Origin of the sequence: Erwinia sp. OLFS4, assembly GCF_002752165.1 — a bacterium.
Classification (GTDB): domain Bacteria; phylum Pseudomonadota; class Gammaproteobacteria; order Enterobacterales; family Enterobacteriaceae; genus Izhakiella.
This window is the reverse complement of record NZ_MOMB01000067.1, coordinates 23422-39223: the sequence shown is the minus strand read 5'-3', so window position 1 is coordinate 39223 and position 15802 is coordinate 23422. Positions and strand designations below refer to the sequence as shown.

19 protein-coding genes are annotated in these 15802 nt (G+C 48.0%); all 19 read right to left on the bottom strand.

From position 1 onward, the window contains the following. Window positions 1-11: 11 nt before the first annotated feature. Window positions 12-1097 carry a P-type DNA transfer ATPase VirB11 gene (gene virB11, locus BL249_RS17085; protein WP_099789781.1) on the bottom strand — a complete coding sequence of 362 codons (1086 nt, stop codon included), beginning with the start codon at window positions 1095-1097 and terminating at the stop codon, window positions 12-14. A 48-nt stretch (window positions 1098-1145) separates the two neighbouring features. Further along, window positions 1146-1538: a hypothetical protein gene (locus tag BL249_RS17080; protein WP_099707698.1), complete on the bottom strand. Its 393-nt coding sequence runs from the start codon at window positions 1536-1538 to the stop codon at window positions 1146-1148. 65 nt (window positions 1539-1603) lie between these two features. Next, window positions 1604-2962, bottom strand: coding sequence for a TrbI/VirB10 family protein (locus BL249_RS17075; RefSeq protein WP_099707697.1), 1359 nt, complete (start codon window positions 2960-2962; stop codon window positions 1604-1606). After that, entirely contained in the window at window positions 2949-3761 is an 813-nt protein-coding gene (locus BL249_RS17070; protein WP_099707696.1) for a TrbG/VirB9 family P-type conjugative transfer protein, read from the bottom strand. Before BL249_RS17070 ends, BL249_RS17075 begins: the two co-directional genes overlap by 14 nt. After that, window positions 3758-4573 carry a type IV secretion system protein gene (locus BL249_RS17065; RefSeq protein WP_099707695.1) on the bottom strand — a complete coding sequence of 272 codons (816 nt, stop codon included), beginning with the start codon at window positions 4571-4573 and terminating at the stop codon, window positions 3758-3760. The genes BL249_RS17070 and BL249_RS17065 overlap by 4 nt, the downstream gene beginning before the upstream one ends. 192 nt (window positions 4574-4765) lie before the next feature. Next, on the bottom strand, window positions 4766-5692 hold the full coding sequence (locus BL249_RS17060) for a type IV secretion system protein (protein ID WP_099707694.1): 927 nt from the start codon (window positions 5690-5692) through the stop codon (window positions 4766-4768). Window positions 5693-5720: 28 nt separating this feature from the next. Further along, window positions 5721-6413: a type IV secretion system protein gene (locus BL249_RS17055; protein ID WP_099707693.1), complete on the bottom strand. Its 693-nt coding sequence runs from the start codon at window positions 6411-6413 to the stop codon at window positions 5721-5723. Then, window positions 6403-8925: a VirB4 family type IV secretion system protein gene (locus BL249_RS17050; RefSeq protein ID WP_099707692.1), complete on the bottom strand. Its 2523-nt coding sequence runs from the start codon at window positions 8923-8925 to the stop codon at window positions 6403-6405. Before BL249_RS17050 ends, BL249_RS17055 begins: the two co-directional genes overlap by 11 nt. After that, entirely contained in the window at window positions 8882-9253 is a 372-nt protein-coding gene (locus BL249_RS17045) for a VirB3 family type IV secretion system protein (protein WP_099707691.1), read from the bottom strand. Before BL249_RS17045 ends, BL249_RS17050 begins: the two co-directional genes overlap by 44 nt. Continuing rightward, a complete protein-coding gene (locus BL249_RS17040) occupies window positions 9250-9615 on the bottom strand; it encodes a hypothetical protein (RefSeq protein ID WP_241898916.1) in 366 nt (121 codons plus the stop codon). Before BL249_RS17040 ends, BL249_RS17045 begins: the two co-directional genes overlap by 4 nt. A 75-nt stretch (window positions 9616-9690) precedes the next feature. After that, window positions 9691-10356 (bottom strand): lytic transglycosylase domain-containing protein, encoded by a 666-nt coding sequence (locus BL249_RS17035; protein ID WP_099707690.1) that lies wholly within the window; start codon window positions 10354-10356, stop codon window positions 9691-9693. A 30-nt stretch (window positions 10357-10386) separates the two neighbouring features. Further along, window positions 10387-10908: a transcription/translation regulatory transformer protein RfaH gene (gene rfaH / locus BL249_RS17030; RefSeq protein WP_099707689.1), complete on the bottom strand. Its 522-nt coding sequence runs from the start codon at window positions 10906-10908 to the stop codon at window positions 10387-10389. Further along, window positions 10898-11140 (bottom strand): hypothetical protein, encoded by a 243-nt coding sequence (locus BL249_RS17025; protein ID WP_099707688.1) that lies wholly within the window; start codon window positions 11138-11140, stop codon window positions 10898-10900. The genes rfaH and BL249_RS17025 overlap by 11 nt, the downstream gene beginning before the upstream one ends. An 840-nt stretch (window positions 11141-11980) precedes the next feature. Then, the gene (locus BL249_RS17015; protein WP_241898915.1) at window positions 11981-12307 is read right to left on the bottom strand and encodes an EexN family lipoprotein; all 327 of its coding nucleotides are present in this window, start codon (window positions 12305-12307) and stop codon (window positions 11981-11983) included. 239 nt (window positions 12308-12546) lie between these two features. Continuing rightward, window positions 12547-12852 carry a HigA family addiction module antitoxin gene (locus BL249_RS17010; protein WP_099707685.1) on the bottom strand — a complete coding sequence of 102 codons (306 nt, stop codon included), beginning with the start codon at window positions 12850-12852 and terminating at the stop codon, window positions 12547-12549. Window positions 12853-12861: 9 nt separating this feature from the next. Then, window positions 12862-13158 carry a type II toxin-antitoxin system RelE/ParE family toxin gene (locus BL249_RS17005; protein WP_099707684.1) on the bottom strand — a complete coding sequence of 99 codons (297 nt, stop codon included), beginning with the start codon at window positions 13156-13158 and terminating at the stop codon, window positions 12862-12864. A gap of 999 nt (window positions 13159-14157) precedes the next feature. After that, window positions 14158-14859: a RepA family replication protein gene (locus tag BL249_RS17000; protein ID WP_256385433.1), complete on the bottom strand. Its 702-nt coding sequence runs from the start codon at window positions 14857-14859 to the stop codon at window positions 14158-14160. Between the two features lie 359 nt (window positions 14860-15218). Next, entirely contained in the window at window positions 15219-15428 is a 210-nt protein-coding gene (locus BL249_RS16995) for a type II toxin-antitoxin system Phd/YefM family antitoxin (RefSeq protein ID WP_099707683.1), read from the bottom strand. Window positions 15429-15569: 141 nt separating this feature from the next. Beyond that, the gene (gene hha / locus BL249_RS16990) at window positions 15570-15779 is read right to left on the bottom strand and encodes a hemolysin expression modulator Hha (RefSeq protein WP_099707682.1); all 210 of its coding nucleotides are present in this window, start codon (window positions 15777-15779) and stop codon (window positions 15570-15572) included. Window positions 15780-15802: the final 23 nt, after the last annotated feature.

Below are 15802 nucleotides of genomic sequence, written 5' to 3'. Positions count from 1 at the left end.
CAGCTTCAAACTCATGCAGTTGTCTCCCTTGACAAATTCAGTGCTTTTTCCAGCGATGCGCCATTAAGCAGTGCCAGCTTAATTTCCGGTTCGTAGGTGACGCTAAGAATCTGCGTTTTCTCCATATACATCACCACATCAAACGAGGTACGCACCCGGCGCTCGATATATTCGATATCGAGGCCACCACCAACATTTGACTGTTTAATCAGCCCGGTTATACGGGCGTAGCCCTCTTTATCGCTGTTTGCATGTGCGGTCGTAATAGTGCCTGGATGGCCGGTATTCAGAACTTCCATGAAGTCCCACGCTTCATCCCCGGTAAGCTCGGCGAGAAAGATATGATCGCCTTTCATACGCATACAGCAGGAAACAAGTTCTTTTGGCGTCACATAATCACCATACTGCAGGTGAACATGGTTCAGGTGCAGCGGCAATTTCAGCTCATTAAGTTCTTCAATCGTGAGCAAACGGCACTCTGGCGGATAGATATCAACCACCGCTTTTGCATATGTCGTTTTACCCGATCCCGTACCACCAAAAATAATGATGTTAAGTTTGCGCCTTACGGCTTCGCGGAAGAACCGCACAAAATCTCGCTTCTTAATCAACTGCTTCAGTTCAAGTTCCCAGTCAGTAAGCTGCGTATGGCTTTTTCTTTCCCGGTTGGTCTGGTCAAATCTCCCGCTTTTTTCGTAATCCTCAAGGCTGAAGCGATCAAGGGATGGCTTGCGAAAGGTGATAGACACCGTATCTCTCTCGCACGCTGGCGGGATCACCAACTGCGCTCGATAGCCCTCACGCCCCGGCAGCTCAACGGTCTTAATAGGCGATTTAACGGTGAGTACGCGAAAGTTATAAACAGCCAGCGTGTTTACCAGATGTTTGCAAAGATCGAGCGTCAGATGCGGCATATCATGGCGCTCCCACCCCTTGCCAGACGTTTCTGTCCAGATTTCCCCTGGTCGGTTTATGGCAACCTCCGTAACACCAGGACGACTAAGAAGATCAATGACACCACACTGATGTAAGTAGCCCTTTACGAGTTCATCAGGGGCAAGTTCCTCAGCTGTAAACACGTCCGCGTTACCCAACATGTCAGCCTGATTGTGGATATTGTTCAAATGCATTTTCCCTCCGGACTCTTACAGTGGTGGCCGTGGTGCAAAAAATTCGATAATTACCGCCGCTATCAGAAGGCACACTGCGATAATCAGTCTTTTTGGAACCTTCCTTCTCAGCGATTCAGCACCCATCAGATTCACCGGCGGCGTATACAACCGATCTGCATGGCCTGATTTATCAAGCTTTCCAGGACTGTGCTCGTCGTTATCCGGCGCAGCGTGGCGTTGCCTGGCCCCGCAGATCCGTTTAAGTAAACGGTAGGCTGGCGATTCGGTCGGGACCAAAAAGCGGAACACCGCGATGGCCAGCGTAGGATGCGTTATCTTCTGTACCGTAGCGTTCGCCTGTTCAGGCGTAATTTGCTGCAGCAGCGATTTTTCGCTGCTGGCAGACTGATGTTTTTCAGATTTCATATTGAGAGCCTTGAAATATTGCCCTGATAGCTGAATGCCGATAGCGGGCATTCAGAGTTGCGCGACTACGGATTTAAGCGACGGGTTTTGTAGACCGTTGTGAAATCAATATCCTGAGCCACAATGATGTTTATAACTGTGCCAGGGTTTACCCAGGCCGTGGGCGGGATGCCTATAGTACTTTCGAGAACCTTTGTTGCCAGATCTTCGGTACTGTTTTCTGTGTTGTTGAAAGTGAACTGATTATTGTTCTTACTCAAGGTATTCATACCGCCGTTCAGCACGTCCTTAAACGTGGAAAGCAAAACTGCTCCACCAATACGTTGTTTCCAGTGATTATCGACTTGAGCATCTGTACCGCTGCGCCCCATTGGATCAGTACCCAGTCCGTTCAGTGAAGCACGTACCGGGCGCTCACCTGGGCGGCCTGTTGAGGTTTCCATCTCGTTCCAGGTGGTGAATACGCTGCTTTGACCGGCTTTAACCTCCACCTTTTGTTCGCCGTAAAACGTGGCCCCGGCACGCGCAAGGATTACGCTTCCATCCGATGAGTACAGTGGTTGCATCAGATGACACTCAACGAACCCCGGATAGTCAGTGCGAATTCCTGTATCAAGCACGCATTGAAATGAGGTGCGACGCTTTAGCAAAAATTTCTGGTCTGGTGCCAGCCTGGCTTTAGTCATCCCATACTGATTGCCATCGAGATTATCCAGCAATGAGCCGCCACCGCTCCCGCTTAAACCGCCTGAGCCTGATGAGGTCGCACCTGTACCATTGACAAGATTTCTTGCGAGTTCGTTAGGATCAGCCTTAATGAACTGTCTTAATCGAGCCTCCTGATCGCTTTCCGCTGCAGAATCACCGCCAGCTGATGCGCTGGTATAAGTTGCGCCGCTGCCGGCGCTCATACCAGTTGATTCAAAGCGATTTATCTTCGCGAACAGCTGTTCTTCTTGTTGAGGCTGCGCATAGGGGCTTTGGGAGCTGGCATCAACGTGCTCAGGCGCACCCGATGTTCTGCTATCTACTTCCTGCTGTGTACTGTCTGATTTCTGGCTTTCCTGATCGTCAGCAGGTGTTGCAGACGCTGGCTTTTGTGCCGGCGCGTTAAGCATTTTGTCCATTGCGGCGGCCATACTGTCATCTTTACGCGCTTCCTGCTGCAGCACCGGCGCGGCCTTAACGCTGTTTTCATCAACAACCGGCTCAGCCTTGTCCATGCTGGAAATAACCGCCCAGGCGAAAAGCGCGCCCAGTACAATCACGAGCAGTACACCGCCACCTATGGCGAAAAATAGCATCTTGCCGATGCCTTTACGGCGACCTGCAGGCTTCAGCGAAAAATCGCCCCGTCCTACTGCCGGCGCTTTTGCTGTAGTATCAACCTCACTGCCGCTGATACTGTTTTCAGTTGGTTCCATTTTGTTTCACCTCCAGAACTTCACCGGTCGTTGTGCCGTTGTAGTTGTACCAGCCGCTGTTATTTGTCTCTGTTCCCAGCGCGAGTACCAGATTATTCAGTCTCAGACGAAACTCATGGCTCACCGAATGCACAACCACTATGTCGTTAACGGAATGGCTGTTAACGCGTGTTTCCGTGCCATCTGGCAAAAGCTGATAAATTGCCGGACGCGGTGCATTGGTTGGGAACCGGATACAAGTGAATGTCCCGTTATCCCAAATTTCTGATGGTGCAAGCGCCATATCACCGCGCCGGCGATATTTGCGGTTAATCGCAGGACCATCACAGGGATTAACATTCATGCTGACCCCTTTGAACGGGGTTTCTCCGACTTTCGGTGGTTGTGGATAGTTGAATCGCAACAGATAGGTCATCTGCGCGGGTTTATCAGTCAACTTGAGCTCAAACAGATACGTGCGGAAGTTAGTACTGACGAGCACATTCGTGTCCGGATCAACAGCAGCTTTGCTGGGCTTGATAATCAACAGCCCGCCGGCTTTGTTCGAACCAATCAGCCATTCGTTGGTTTTTCCCGGTACAAACGCGCCAGTGTCCATATTGATTGTCTCGCCAGGCTGCAGCTGAATACCGGTTGGTCGCTCCTTCATGGTGTAAATGCGGTAAACCTGATCGGGGCTGTACATCGCGACCTGCACACGCGAATCAAGCTGGGTTCCCCGCCCTGTCGTTTCGGCGTTAGCAACTGTGGCCTGCAGGATAAGCAGGCAGCAAAAGGCGATAAATTTGGATGCTGTCATTGATTGCTCCCGGCGTTGGTCAGTGTCGGCTCCCATCCGACAGTGAGGTAGCCTTTCGGGTTGAGCCACTGATCGCCTTCTGTTTTTGGCGGGTTTGAATTGTTAATTGAAATAATTGATATCCAGTTGATGGGGTCGGCATTCTGCACCGGTCTGCCATCCGCCATTAACAGAGTCTGGTTGTACCTGACCTGATAACTACGAATACTGCTGTCACCGCCTGAAAGCTTGTCCTGCTTACTGCGAGGCAGCGCAACAATTGAGTTAATTTCTGCCCGTATCTGCTGCTGCATACCCAGTTTTTCGGCATACCCCTTTTTAGACAGCTGGAAATTTTTATAAGGGGTAAAAACATCCTCAGATGAAGTAAGCTGAATAAATGCGTAATTAGAGCGCTGTGAGGCCCAGTTATAGGATTCATGCGCCAGGACATACGCAGAGATAAAGTGCTTATCTTCAGCCACGTCAGTTGAATCACTCATGCTGAATGACGGTTTAACGATATCTACATAGCCACTATTTTTATCTACACGAATAACGAAAGGCACAACCGTTTTAAGTGGTGATAAACTCATATTTGCGATAATACTTATACCCAGCAGCACACCGAGAAATATAGAAAGTCGCTTTGAACTTTTCGCTTTTTTCTTATAATCCTCAGCGACCCGTGCCTCAAACCATTTAGCAGCAGCCTGATACATTCTTTCAAGGCTTGCTGCTTCCTTTAGATTTTCCTGAATAGGACCATCACCGTAAACCAGCTGACGTTCCTCTTCATTATTCTTTTTTATTTTCTTACTGATACCCAGCATTATTTAACTCCCTGATGCGTTTTTACCGCTGGTGAATTAGCATCCTGCCAGTCTCCATATGGCTGTGGTTTTTTCACCGCAGAACTACAGGCTGATAAAAAAAGCGCAGCCCCAAAAGCCGCACAGAGAGCGATTCTTTTATTCATAATGAATTCCTGAATTTATTAGACGAACATTTAATTAGGAGAGGAGTTATTTAATCCGGTTGCGGCGTAACCTCATCAGTGCTTTTCCGCCCTTAGATGCCATTTTCGTTGCCGCGCCCAGCCCTGTACCTCTCCCAATAATGCCGCCTGCACCAGTCGCACCGCTTGGAGCGCCACCCATGATAGAAGCTGCATAGTTCGGTATTTCGGTTGCAAGTAGAGTAAAAGCCCCAAAATAAAGTAACAGACTCAAACAGGTCAGCAAGTCGGTCTGTATCTCTCCATCTTTAACAATATTTGTATTAACAAAAGCTATTTCTACGCCTATCACAACTGCAAAAAGAGACTGTGCCAGCATAAACCCGCCCAGTGTCCCTACCCATCCCCAAAAATATTGCTGGGTTCGGGGAAAAACAGCGAAAGCAATAAATATCGGACCGATGACAAGAATCAGCATGGTTGCACATTTAAGCGTAATAAGTGTTCCCACTGCCACGCCGAGAAATGGCAGGCCGCCGACCAGAAGGAATATCAACGCGAGAATACCGAGAAATGTCGCTTTAAGATTAGTAAATGAAAACTCCATCGCCTGAATGGTATTAATCAGGGCGTCAAGATATGAACCAATCAAACTATCAACAAGGTTATTACTCGTTCCTCCTGTTCCGGATATGGTATTACCCAGCCAGACAGGAAACTCAGTTACAACCGGAATAACTGTTGTCGTATACCACGTAACGCTAAAAGCCATCATCATTATGATACTAGCTTTAAACATCGTCATAAGCACTTCCTGAATTACTTGTGTAAGCCCCATAAAATACCAATAGAGCGAGTTCATCAGGATATAGATCATCCAGAAAACTCCCCATAGCGCGGATATAACGGCCATTACTTTAGACACGTTTCCCATCTGCGTTTTGGTTGCTGCATCTATGGCACTGAACAGGGTAGCTGCTACCTGTACGTCCATAATTGACCTTTAATTTGGTATGAAAAATTTATTGATAAGTCGGGCGAGTTTTTGACTTACCCAGCATGTAATCTTCAAAAGCCTGAGCGCGTCGGGTGTCCTCAATTTTATCTTTCTGCTCCATCAGGTAGCGGGAATTATCAAGCTGTGCCTGCTGGTTTTTAAGCTCAAGACTTTCCTGCTGATAACGCAGCGCCAGTTGTTCGCGTTCTCCTGGCGTTTGCACCGTGTTCAGCTGGGTTCGAAGCCCTTCAGCTGTTTTGACCCGTTTATTCGTCGCTTTGTACTGATCTTCAAGTACCCCGGCTTGTGACAGAAGCTTGTCAAATGCGGCCTGGATTTTACTGTTGCTGCTGGTCAGGCCATAACGGCTTCTGAGGTCGGTCAGGTCTTTGGTGCGACTGTAGAGATCCTGCCAGTCACTGACGGGCAGTAAGCTGTTCAGCGTGGGGTCGTTGAGGAAATCACCCAGTTTATTATTACCAGTAACCATCCCCTTATAATTTTCATACTGGCTTTTCGCCTGCGCTATGGCGTCTCGTGCAGCTGTTAGCTGGTCAAGAGCCTCTTGAGCCTGCCTCTGACCATCCATTATCATTTGTGTGAGTTCAGCGATACTGACAGTTGGTATCCCGCTTGCCATCGCAAGGGGCGGTAAACTCTGACCGCCTAACAGCAGCGCGAGGCTCAATGCTAACGGCTTTATTCGGTTACGCTTCATGCTTCATTGTCTCCATATGTTCGTTATTTACAGGCTGGCCATAGCTACTCATGCGTTCGATAAACAAAGGAATCCATACGTCCGGATCGGTTGTTCCCTTCTCCTGCCTGACGTTTAACGCAACCATTTCATCAAGGAAAGGCTTCACCCATACAGCTGGATCTTCGCTCCGCAGCCTCTCCCTCACCTTTTTAGCCACGGCAAGGTTAAGTTGCGTCGCTGACAACAGCGGCAACCAGTATTCAGTGCGACCATTAAGCGCAAAGCTCAACATGACGCCTTGATTTCCCTGCCTGACGAGCATTTCGTAGCTGTATTGTCCCAGCTCAGCTATTTTGTCGAACTGTCTGCCCTTAACACCAAATTCAGCATACTTTTCGCGTTTAGCCTGGTCGTTTGCCATCCAGATCTGAGTGATCAGCTGCTGCACGATAGAGGCTCCGTATTTGGTATTCAGCGGCTGCTCTGGCGTCTGCGTGTCCATGATGATGAACTCCCCGCGCATACGTCCTGCGTGCATAACTTCTGTGATGATATTGGCCGTGGTATCAAACATCAGCATGGCCCAGTATTCAGAGACCTGGTTAATCAGCAGTTCGCCGGGATGGCGACCATGCATTCGCTTTTTGAGGAATGTAAGGGTGTTAAGTAATACCTCTGTCTCTTCAGGGTGCTTGGCAACGTAGTCTTTATCGAGGATCGCGGTGCAGTCGAAAGCCATACGGCGAAAATCGGCGGCATCAAACGTATTTACCGGGCTATCAAGTACCCAGGCATTCATTCCGCTCCCGCTGCGCCCTTGTACTGACCTGCACCACTTGGCCAGACGTGACTTGAGACTGTTAGGCCCGGTATCCGGCAGGTACTGATGCAGAAGTGACATTGATTTAGCCGCGTGATTATGGTGCTTCATCACTGAATCAATGCCCTGCTGAGCCAGATGTTCATCATTTTCATCCATCTCACCGGCACAGACTTTCACTGCATCAAACAGCATCTGGCGAAGCTCGATTGAGTCCTCAAGCTGGAACAGCTGGATACCGGTAAATCGGCCAGGTTTAATTGAAAAATAGGAGGCACCCAGCGCCCGCAGCATGTTCTCCATAGCGTTGTTATAGTCAATCGCAAAAATCAGCGGGTTGAACCGACTCAGAAAAAACATCAGCATAGCTTCAAAAGTCGTTTTACCGGCTCCGGTCATAGCGTGTAGCGCGGTATGTCCGGGGAGCATTTTACCGACGCTGTTCTTGCCTTCAGGGCTGTTGTGCGGGTTAAGCTGATGCATTCCGCCATTGGGGGTACGCATAGGAATTACAGCTGAACCGTCTCCCAGCGGATTGCCCTTCGCTTTTCCGCCCGGCGTAATGTGCAGTGAGAAAAAGCACGCCAGGTTCTCAGTAGATCGTGGCGAACGATAGATAACATCTGTGTAAGCAGGGAACATTGTCAGCCAGGTATTGTGATTTGAGCTCGTCGAACGCACAAATTCCGAGCCGCCCGCCTTCAGCATATTTTGAAGTTCAGAACCATAGTTCACGGCTTTTTCTGGCGTCTCACCAAAGACGATGAGGCTGGCATGATGCATCCCAAATACGCGTTCGCCCTGCATCACTTCCTGTATCGCAAGCTCCAGCTCATCAGTCTGCCCTGACTCCCCCTCTGTTGAAGCAAGGTCAGATTTCTGAACCGTCAGACGATGCTTCATTTTATTGCGTTCTTCAAAATGAAAGGTCTGTGTCAGACAGTAGTCTCGCTGGATATCAAGCAGGTCGTCCCACATACCGGGACGACTCTTTTTAGGCAGTGATCGCAAATCCCAGGTGGTTGCGTAGCGTGTCGGGCCGGTATATGGCCGATTTTCAACGTAGTCGTAAGCGCCAAAACCTGTTTCACCGTCTATAACCGCATCGCCAATACGAGTGTCAGTAATGAGCACGTCATTATCCAGGCCATTAAACAGGTAGTAATAAAAGCGCCCGACTTCTGTATACAGGTATGTTTCGCTGTACAGCGATTCTTCCCGTTCTTCCATACCCAGGAAAGACACTCCAAATTCGCCCAGCATAACTTTGCAAATACGCAGAAGGTCTTCCATACGGGCAATACCATCATCCAGATCGCTGTATTTCAGTATCAGCGCAGCTGCATATCCGACCTGACGAAACTCACCATTCCGGAAGGGTTCAAGGTATGCATCAGCCAGATCCTGCAGTATCGGTAAATCAAATGTGTAGTCGCCTTCAAGGGAAGTCCGATTTTTAAAAGTATAGGTTTGCAGCATCAGGTTTCGGCCTTCCTGCTTTCCCAGCGCCTGAAAACAGCGGTTCTGTCTGACAAACTCGCGGTTCAGTACTTCCAGCTCGCGGGTTTCGTGAGCCACGCCCTTAAAACGCATGACTGCCAGCAGATGAGAACTGCCCAGCGTGCAGATGTAAGGATGAACATGGTGGCCGAGCCAGGGGAATTTCTTATTCTCCGGAGAGAAAATTTTTGCGGATAATGCGTCTCGCATTTTTTTTGCTCCAGTCAGGATTACGCGGCGTGATAAGCAGATGGCGTCCGTAAAGGCGGTTCAGCCTGCGTCTCCGCAGGCTGTACTTGAATCGTCGCAGAGCTCTGTCATCCAGTGCGCAAATAATGCGAGCGGCAAAGAATGAGAGAAGCGGGAAAGCTGGAGGTAACAACCCCCACCATCCTAAAAAATAGATCCCCGCGAAGAGACAAACGAGAAACGCCAATCCATGAAAAATGAGAACAAACAGCGGCACGCCTATTGACATAGCCACCCTGCTCATCGCGTTATGCGTTTCAAATTCAAGGATTGTGTTATCTTCGCTCATGAAGTAATGGTGCCTCCCCACAGGCTGTACGCCCATGTAGCCAGCGCCACGCTGCCACCCACTACACCAATCACGCCAGCCGTTTTGAGGTAATCAAAAAACTGTATTTCCATAGATCCGACCATTCTGGATACCAGCCAGCCGATACCGCAGTAAACCATCGAACACAGCGCAGCGATGCCACCCAGAACGATGAGGCCGGTTTTAAATTCCCGCGCGAATGTCAGGATCGGGTCATACCAGGCGGCGCTGGCCATCTGAGGCGCGAGCGCTACACACACAAGCGTTAGCCCGGTAAAGTAGCGTTGTGGCGTCAGCCATAGGGCCAGTCTGGCAATTTTAATCTTTAAAGCATCCATCATTTTTTCCTTAGTTAACAAATCAGAACAACGTCACTGGACAGGTGGCAAAAATGCATTTGTCCCGTTTTAAAATTTCTAGCCGGCGCGGGTTTCTGGCTTATCAGCCGGAGTCTGACCTTCCTTTTGCTGTTCCGGTGGGGGGGATGAAGCGGGAGGTGTTGCGGGGCGCGGATATTCGCGCAGCACGTCCCATGATTCGTATACCGGTGGCGAACCAGATTGCTGCTCTGGTGATTCGTTCTGTTCTTTTCCTATATCGTCGCGTGTGCCAGGCACCGCATATTTATCTCCTGTCTGGTTGTAACCGATGCGCTGCACGTAAGTAGTCTGTGCAAAGTTGCGTTCGGGTTTTTGCCCGGTAATGAAATTACCGGAGTAATAACAGCTGAGAGCGCGTTTCAACGTTCCGCCGCGCCGGTAGCAATCGGTGATAAGTTTTTCGAAAACAGCGAGGTTGGTACATGGATCAAACAACTGGCGAGCAGTGACGCCGTAACGGGTAAAATTGGACTGATTAATTTGCATCAGGCCGACAGAGAAATTTTTCCCGTTGGCTTTGAGCCGGTCAATGTGCTTTATGGCCTCCTCCACAGAGGATGGATAGAGGGGGTTTCCTCCAACAATGCCAATAGCGAGTGGGTTAAAGCTTGATTCTGTCCGGGCAACGTCTTTGACTGTATCCGGGTGAACCGACGCGGCACACTGCATAGCCAGCCCCACAATGGCGGCTGTAGACAGCATGGTTTTACTCCTGGATGGACTTACCTGGGATCAGGCAAAGCGGAAATCTTTATTACTGACAGAACGGCGGACCTGTTTACCCAGTACAGTGATCAGCACCATTGACCGGCGCAGGCCATCAGGTTCTTCATAAACACCCTCAAGCGCTTCAAACATGCCGTTGGTAATCTCGATAGCCTCCCCTTTCACTGGCACACTATCAGCTGAAAGTACGCCAGAACGGGCATTGATGACTTCACGCATATCACACATTTGTGAATCAGTAATAATGGCCGGGGCACCGCCAAAGTTAACCAGCCCGGACACGCCGCGAGTGTTCTTTACTTCAGTGGTATGGATTACTTCAGGATCGAAGTAAGCGAAGAGGTAGCCTGGAAAAAGAGGCGCATCGCGCATCTGGTTAAGCTTCTGACTACTGCGCATTGAAGATGTAGCGACAACCGGCAAATAACATTTAACGCCCTGGCTCAGCAGAGAAGATTCTGCACGTCGCTCCTGATTATGTTTTGCCTTAACTACAAACCATGCCGGATATATTGAATCAGTCATCATTATCTCCGTTATTTTTATTACCTGCCTTGAGGGTTTTAATTCTTTCGATCATATCCTCTTCAATTTTTCCGAGGTGATAATCGATAATGTTATGTACAACCCAGTTGGTTTTAACGCTGTAGTTTGTTATATAAGCAATACGTCGCGCAGCCTCTTCAAGACGTGCGTAGCGCTCTTTTCCAACATAAACAGATTCTGTTTTTTTGTCAGAATCTGGCTGATTTTTAGTCATATCCCCTCACGAATATAATTTGGGATCGCACCATTTAAATAAATAAAAAAAAGCACGCTTCCGCCCCTCCTTATTTTTTTTCAAAAGGCACTTAGATATTTCAAATAGTATTTTTCCTGCCTTCTTTTTATTTGAAGGCAGATGTTCATTTTCAATTACTTTGGAAAACTCTGAAAAAAAGTTTCCGCTGTACAAACGTAAAATACGTTAAAAACATTAATAGGAGTAGTCTGATTTTGTCATACTTTTGATTATTGGGTAAATTTAGAAGAAAGCGGAAAATAATAATAAATAAATCAAATATATAGAGTTAAAATCTATAAAAATAGATAATTGTAGTTTTTTACATCGTTTAGAGCAAAAAAAAACCGCCTCATCGAAGCGGTTTTATTGGTTTAATCGGATCTAACAGGCCTGACAGCTTATTAATATATTTGCATTAATTCGCAAAAGAACTACTGCTCTGAGCTGTCCCAAGGAATCCACGTTCAATAGCCTCCTGCATGTAGTCAATGACTTATCTACAGCAGGCACAGAGACATGCCGAATCCCTGCAACTTCTTCTCGTCCCAGCCCATAGCAGTAAAGCAAAGCGGTTTCCGTCTGCACTGGGGTGAGTTCAGGAAAAAGATTGTGAAACATTTTCAGATCCGTACTATTAAGACCAGCCATTACAGCCTCCTATCAGGTTGTGTGGTTAGCTGTACAGTTGGAGGGCAATTCCGGCTGTACAGCGTCCTCATTCAGTGCTTAGACAAAGTTTATACAGCCCAGTGGATAGCCTGATAAACTCATCTAGCACCAGTTTCGCTTAGAAAAACGGCTATTTTAACCGATACTTCAGTTAGCTGAAGGGCGTTTTTTCGTTTTCCCCAGCATATAATCTTCAAAAGCTTTTGCTTTATATTTATCCAGTCCGGTTTTTGCATTGTTGCAATTTTCACCAGTCATTTCACCCGCATTACATTTCTTTATTGCCTCTTCGGCTTTCTCATGGTTAGCCTGGTAATAATCAGCGTCATAGACTTTTTCGCCGCACGCGCAAAGACTCATGGCCACTAACGCGCTGACAATCAATTTTTTCATGCGAACTCCTTGTGAAAGGGATAAATTTTTTATGCCGCCAGTATCAGGAACAAAGCGCTTTCCTGCACCGGTAAAGCGCATACCGTTGCTCGATGCGCTGATTACGCCGAGACGTTTCTTTAGATTCAGTGAAGAAGTCTATCCATAACAGCAGATCATTAAGGTCGCTGCGGGACATGGCTGGAATACGCGTCTTCTGCCGGTTTACAAGTTGCACAGCGGTATGTATGATTTTTTCTGACATTGAAGCCACCCAATAGTTTTAATGTCCGGAGTCAGCCTGTTCCCGCAGGCTGGCTCTTTCGCTTTTGGACCGTATATCAGATCACGGCCAGTCTTTCATGAATAGGCTGCATAATCGCTGATGCCAGGATCTGGCGGCTTTCCCAGCGGTCATGAGCCGCCTGAGTGTTAATCCAGAAATCTTCATCCGTTTCGAACAAAGCCGCCAGCGTTGCCGCTTCAGCCACACTGATACGACGACTATTGTTTACTATCTGGCTAACAACTTTGCGTGACAGGCCCATAACCTGCCCCAGCTGCTCCTGGGTTATACCCATAGGTTTCAGGAACTCTTCGGAAAGCATTTCACCAACTGTAGTGGGTTCTGCTGCTCTTGTATCCATATTGCCTCCTCAGTATTTGTGTGGGTCCAGGTAAAGATCGTATGCGTGGCCATCACGCCAGCGGAAAATTAGCCGCCACTGAATTGATACTCGGATGCTTGACCATCCTTTAAGATTTCCCGCGAGTCTTTCATAGTTATTGCTGCGCGGAGCAAAAAGTGACTTTTCTGTTGTTGCTGCTTCTATGAGAGAAAGCTTTCGGCGTAACTGTTTCTCGATGCTGGCCGGAATGTCGCGGCTGCGTACATTGTCCAGATAGAAAACCGCGAGTGTGCTGCTGTCTCCATCCTTAAAACTACCAATCATCCTGCGCCCCTGAGTAACTTAACTTTTATTTATTGTACCCAAAAAAGGTACTTCATGCAACAATATAAGAAAACAATGAGCAAAAAAACACTCATTTACGGACAAAACATCATGGGATACTACGCCGGGACATCAGACTTCTCCGGCGATGAAGAACTTCGGTAAGGGAAATTTCGGCGGTTCCGGCGTAGGACGCCTTAACGTGAGTTTTGGTTCCACTGAGCGTTAAGACTGGCGAGCAGTGCGCAGCCTGTCTATCCAAATGCCGCTTGCGGCATAGAGGCGTCAGCTGATATTGAATATAACTCTAATGGTGAGTGACGCCGTAGCCCGGCGGAGCCGGTTACAGGATTGATAGTTTTCACCAATCTAATCCCCTTCCCTGTTAAGCCATAACCCGCTTACAGACGACTCAGGTGATGATATGCGCGGTCGGAGTGGTCACGATACGGCGTAGCCGTGTCGGGGCGTATCTCCGCGTTAGCAGGCCGTTAGGGCTGCTTACGAGCGTGTAAGTAAAGCTTTCAGCAATATTTTTTGATGCGTCTTGTGAGGTCGGAATTTTTCAGTCTCTTGAGGTTAAACGTTAGGGTTAACAGACGAGCTGTTAACCTTCACACGCTTTCAATCAAAATGCCCCGCGCTTTAGCGTGGGGAGCTACTTTTGAGGCGCTTGCGCCGATGCTGTTCGGTTATCCACTTTTTAAAGGGGATAACAGTAATGTTTTTCTTTTTTTTGGTTTATCTTTTAATACGTAAGTAATTAAAAGATAAACCAAAAGAGTAATTGTGGTATATCGTTTGCACTTCATTGTCACTTACCCACAAGCTATACAGCAGTTGTAGAAGGTCTACGCCCGAACCACCGAAAAATCCGTCATTCAGACAGGAGAGATAGTTTGGATTTCGAAAATTATTGTACGTTTAGCCTGTTTTTTGTACTGAGATTTATTGCAGACGTGCAGAATCCCCGCCAGCTAAGGCGGTAGTTTGAGGAGGTCAGGCAAAGGTTGGGGAGTAGTATTCCTGTTTGCGCTGGCGAGCTACTTCACGCTTCGCTTTCATCCTGGCTAACCCGGCTGCGGCCTTGCGCGTCCAGTTTTCAACTTTGATAGCGATTAGCCGAACATCCCCGGAGGATATGATTTCTTCCGGGTTGGCCTTAAGCAGCCTGGCGCGTTCCCGGTAGACCTGTTTCAGCGGAACGCCGAGAATGGCAAAGAAATCCTCTGTTACCTCGATGTGCTTGCAGGCACAACGAGCGTCATAAGGATTGAAGGGAGATTTTTCTGTAATAATCGCATTGAGCCAGACCAGACGGTCGCAGCCGTTACTCGCACGCGAGATTGATTTATTTCCGGCATTACTGCGAGTAGACAAACCGGCGCGATCAGAAAGGGTTTCCAGATTGTGCCTTGTCTGCCAGTCTCTTAAATCCAGATCGTCGAAGATGGCCAGCATCAACTCACAGAGCGTTTCGATGCCGAACTTGTTTGCTTCGTTGACCCAATACTTATTGTGTCGGATACGACGCCGGAGTTCATTTTTGATTTTGATACGCCCGGCTTCGGTGGCCAGCGACTTAATCCACCGGTTGAGGAACCGGCGACGCTTGCGCGAGGCAACATTATAGCAGGGGCTTTGCTTTGCGACGCCCGTAGGTGATACAGACGATTTGAGAGAGAGACTCTTTTCAGTCACACCCGCCCGCACTTATGGCGGTGAAAGGGGGTTGTGTTAGGTTATGCATTTGCTATAATCCTTCACAGGCCAGCGCCTGCTTTCGACCCCCTGATATCTGACTCTTCCGCCAAGTTGATGACAGATTTCGGGGGGTTTTTGCATTCAGGGGTTGAGCTTTCGCTTTCCCCCATCCCTGGACGCTATCGGGAACGTCCCACCCGTAAAAATTCGTAAACCATCACAATCTAGCATGATCTATCAAGTGGATCAATTCAGTTACGATAAGTTGTAGGGATAACTACTTGTTTTAACGCTATTAGTCTGATTTTTTGTGAGATTCAACAATGAAAGGATCAATCAAAGATCCTTTTCTTCAATCAGTTATCAACCAATTTGAGCTTATTTTTCGCATCTTCCAGTTCTTGTAGCAACTCACCGTATTCCTTTGCTGGGATGCAATAAAAAACAGGCTCATTGTTGCTCAGGATAGCTACAGGCTCACCTTTCCCGGCTTTCATACACTCAACAGGTTTTCTTCTGAACTCAGTTATACTCACTGAGCTGCGACTGAGTATTGTCTGAAGCATGTGCGCATTCCTTTTGTGACAGCGAACTTCATTAGCTTAATGACAAAATCACACTCGATCAAGTACAGAATTCCCATCATGATTTTGATCACAAAAATCCACTGGGCTTTTAAATCACGTTTGGAAGGGCTGTCCCGATGGTCAGCGAACGTATGTCCAAGCGGCAGCGGGTACTTTGTCATATAGTTTCCCAGTTATAATTTCTGCCAATCGATGGTCAGCAGCACTGATGAAAGAACTCAGGTCTGAGCCGGAAAGTTTGTAACTGGTATGTTCTATGACTTTTTCCAGGGTTTCACGATTTTTACAGCGACGCAGCTGCAGCAGCCAGTCTTGTTTATTGGTATGCATGAATTATCTGTTATTTAACCGCT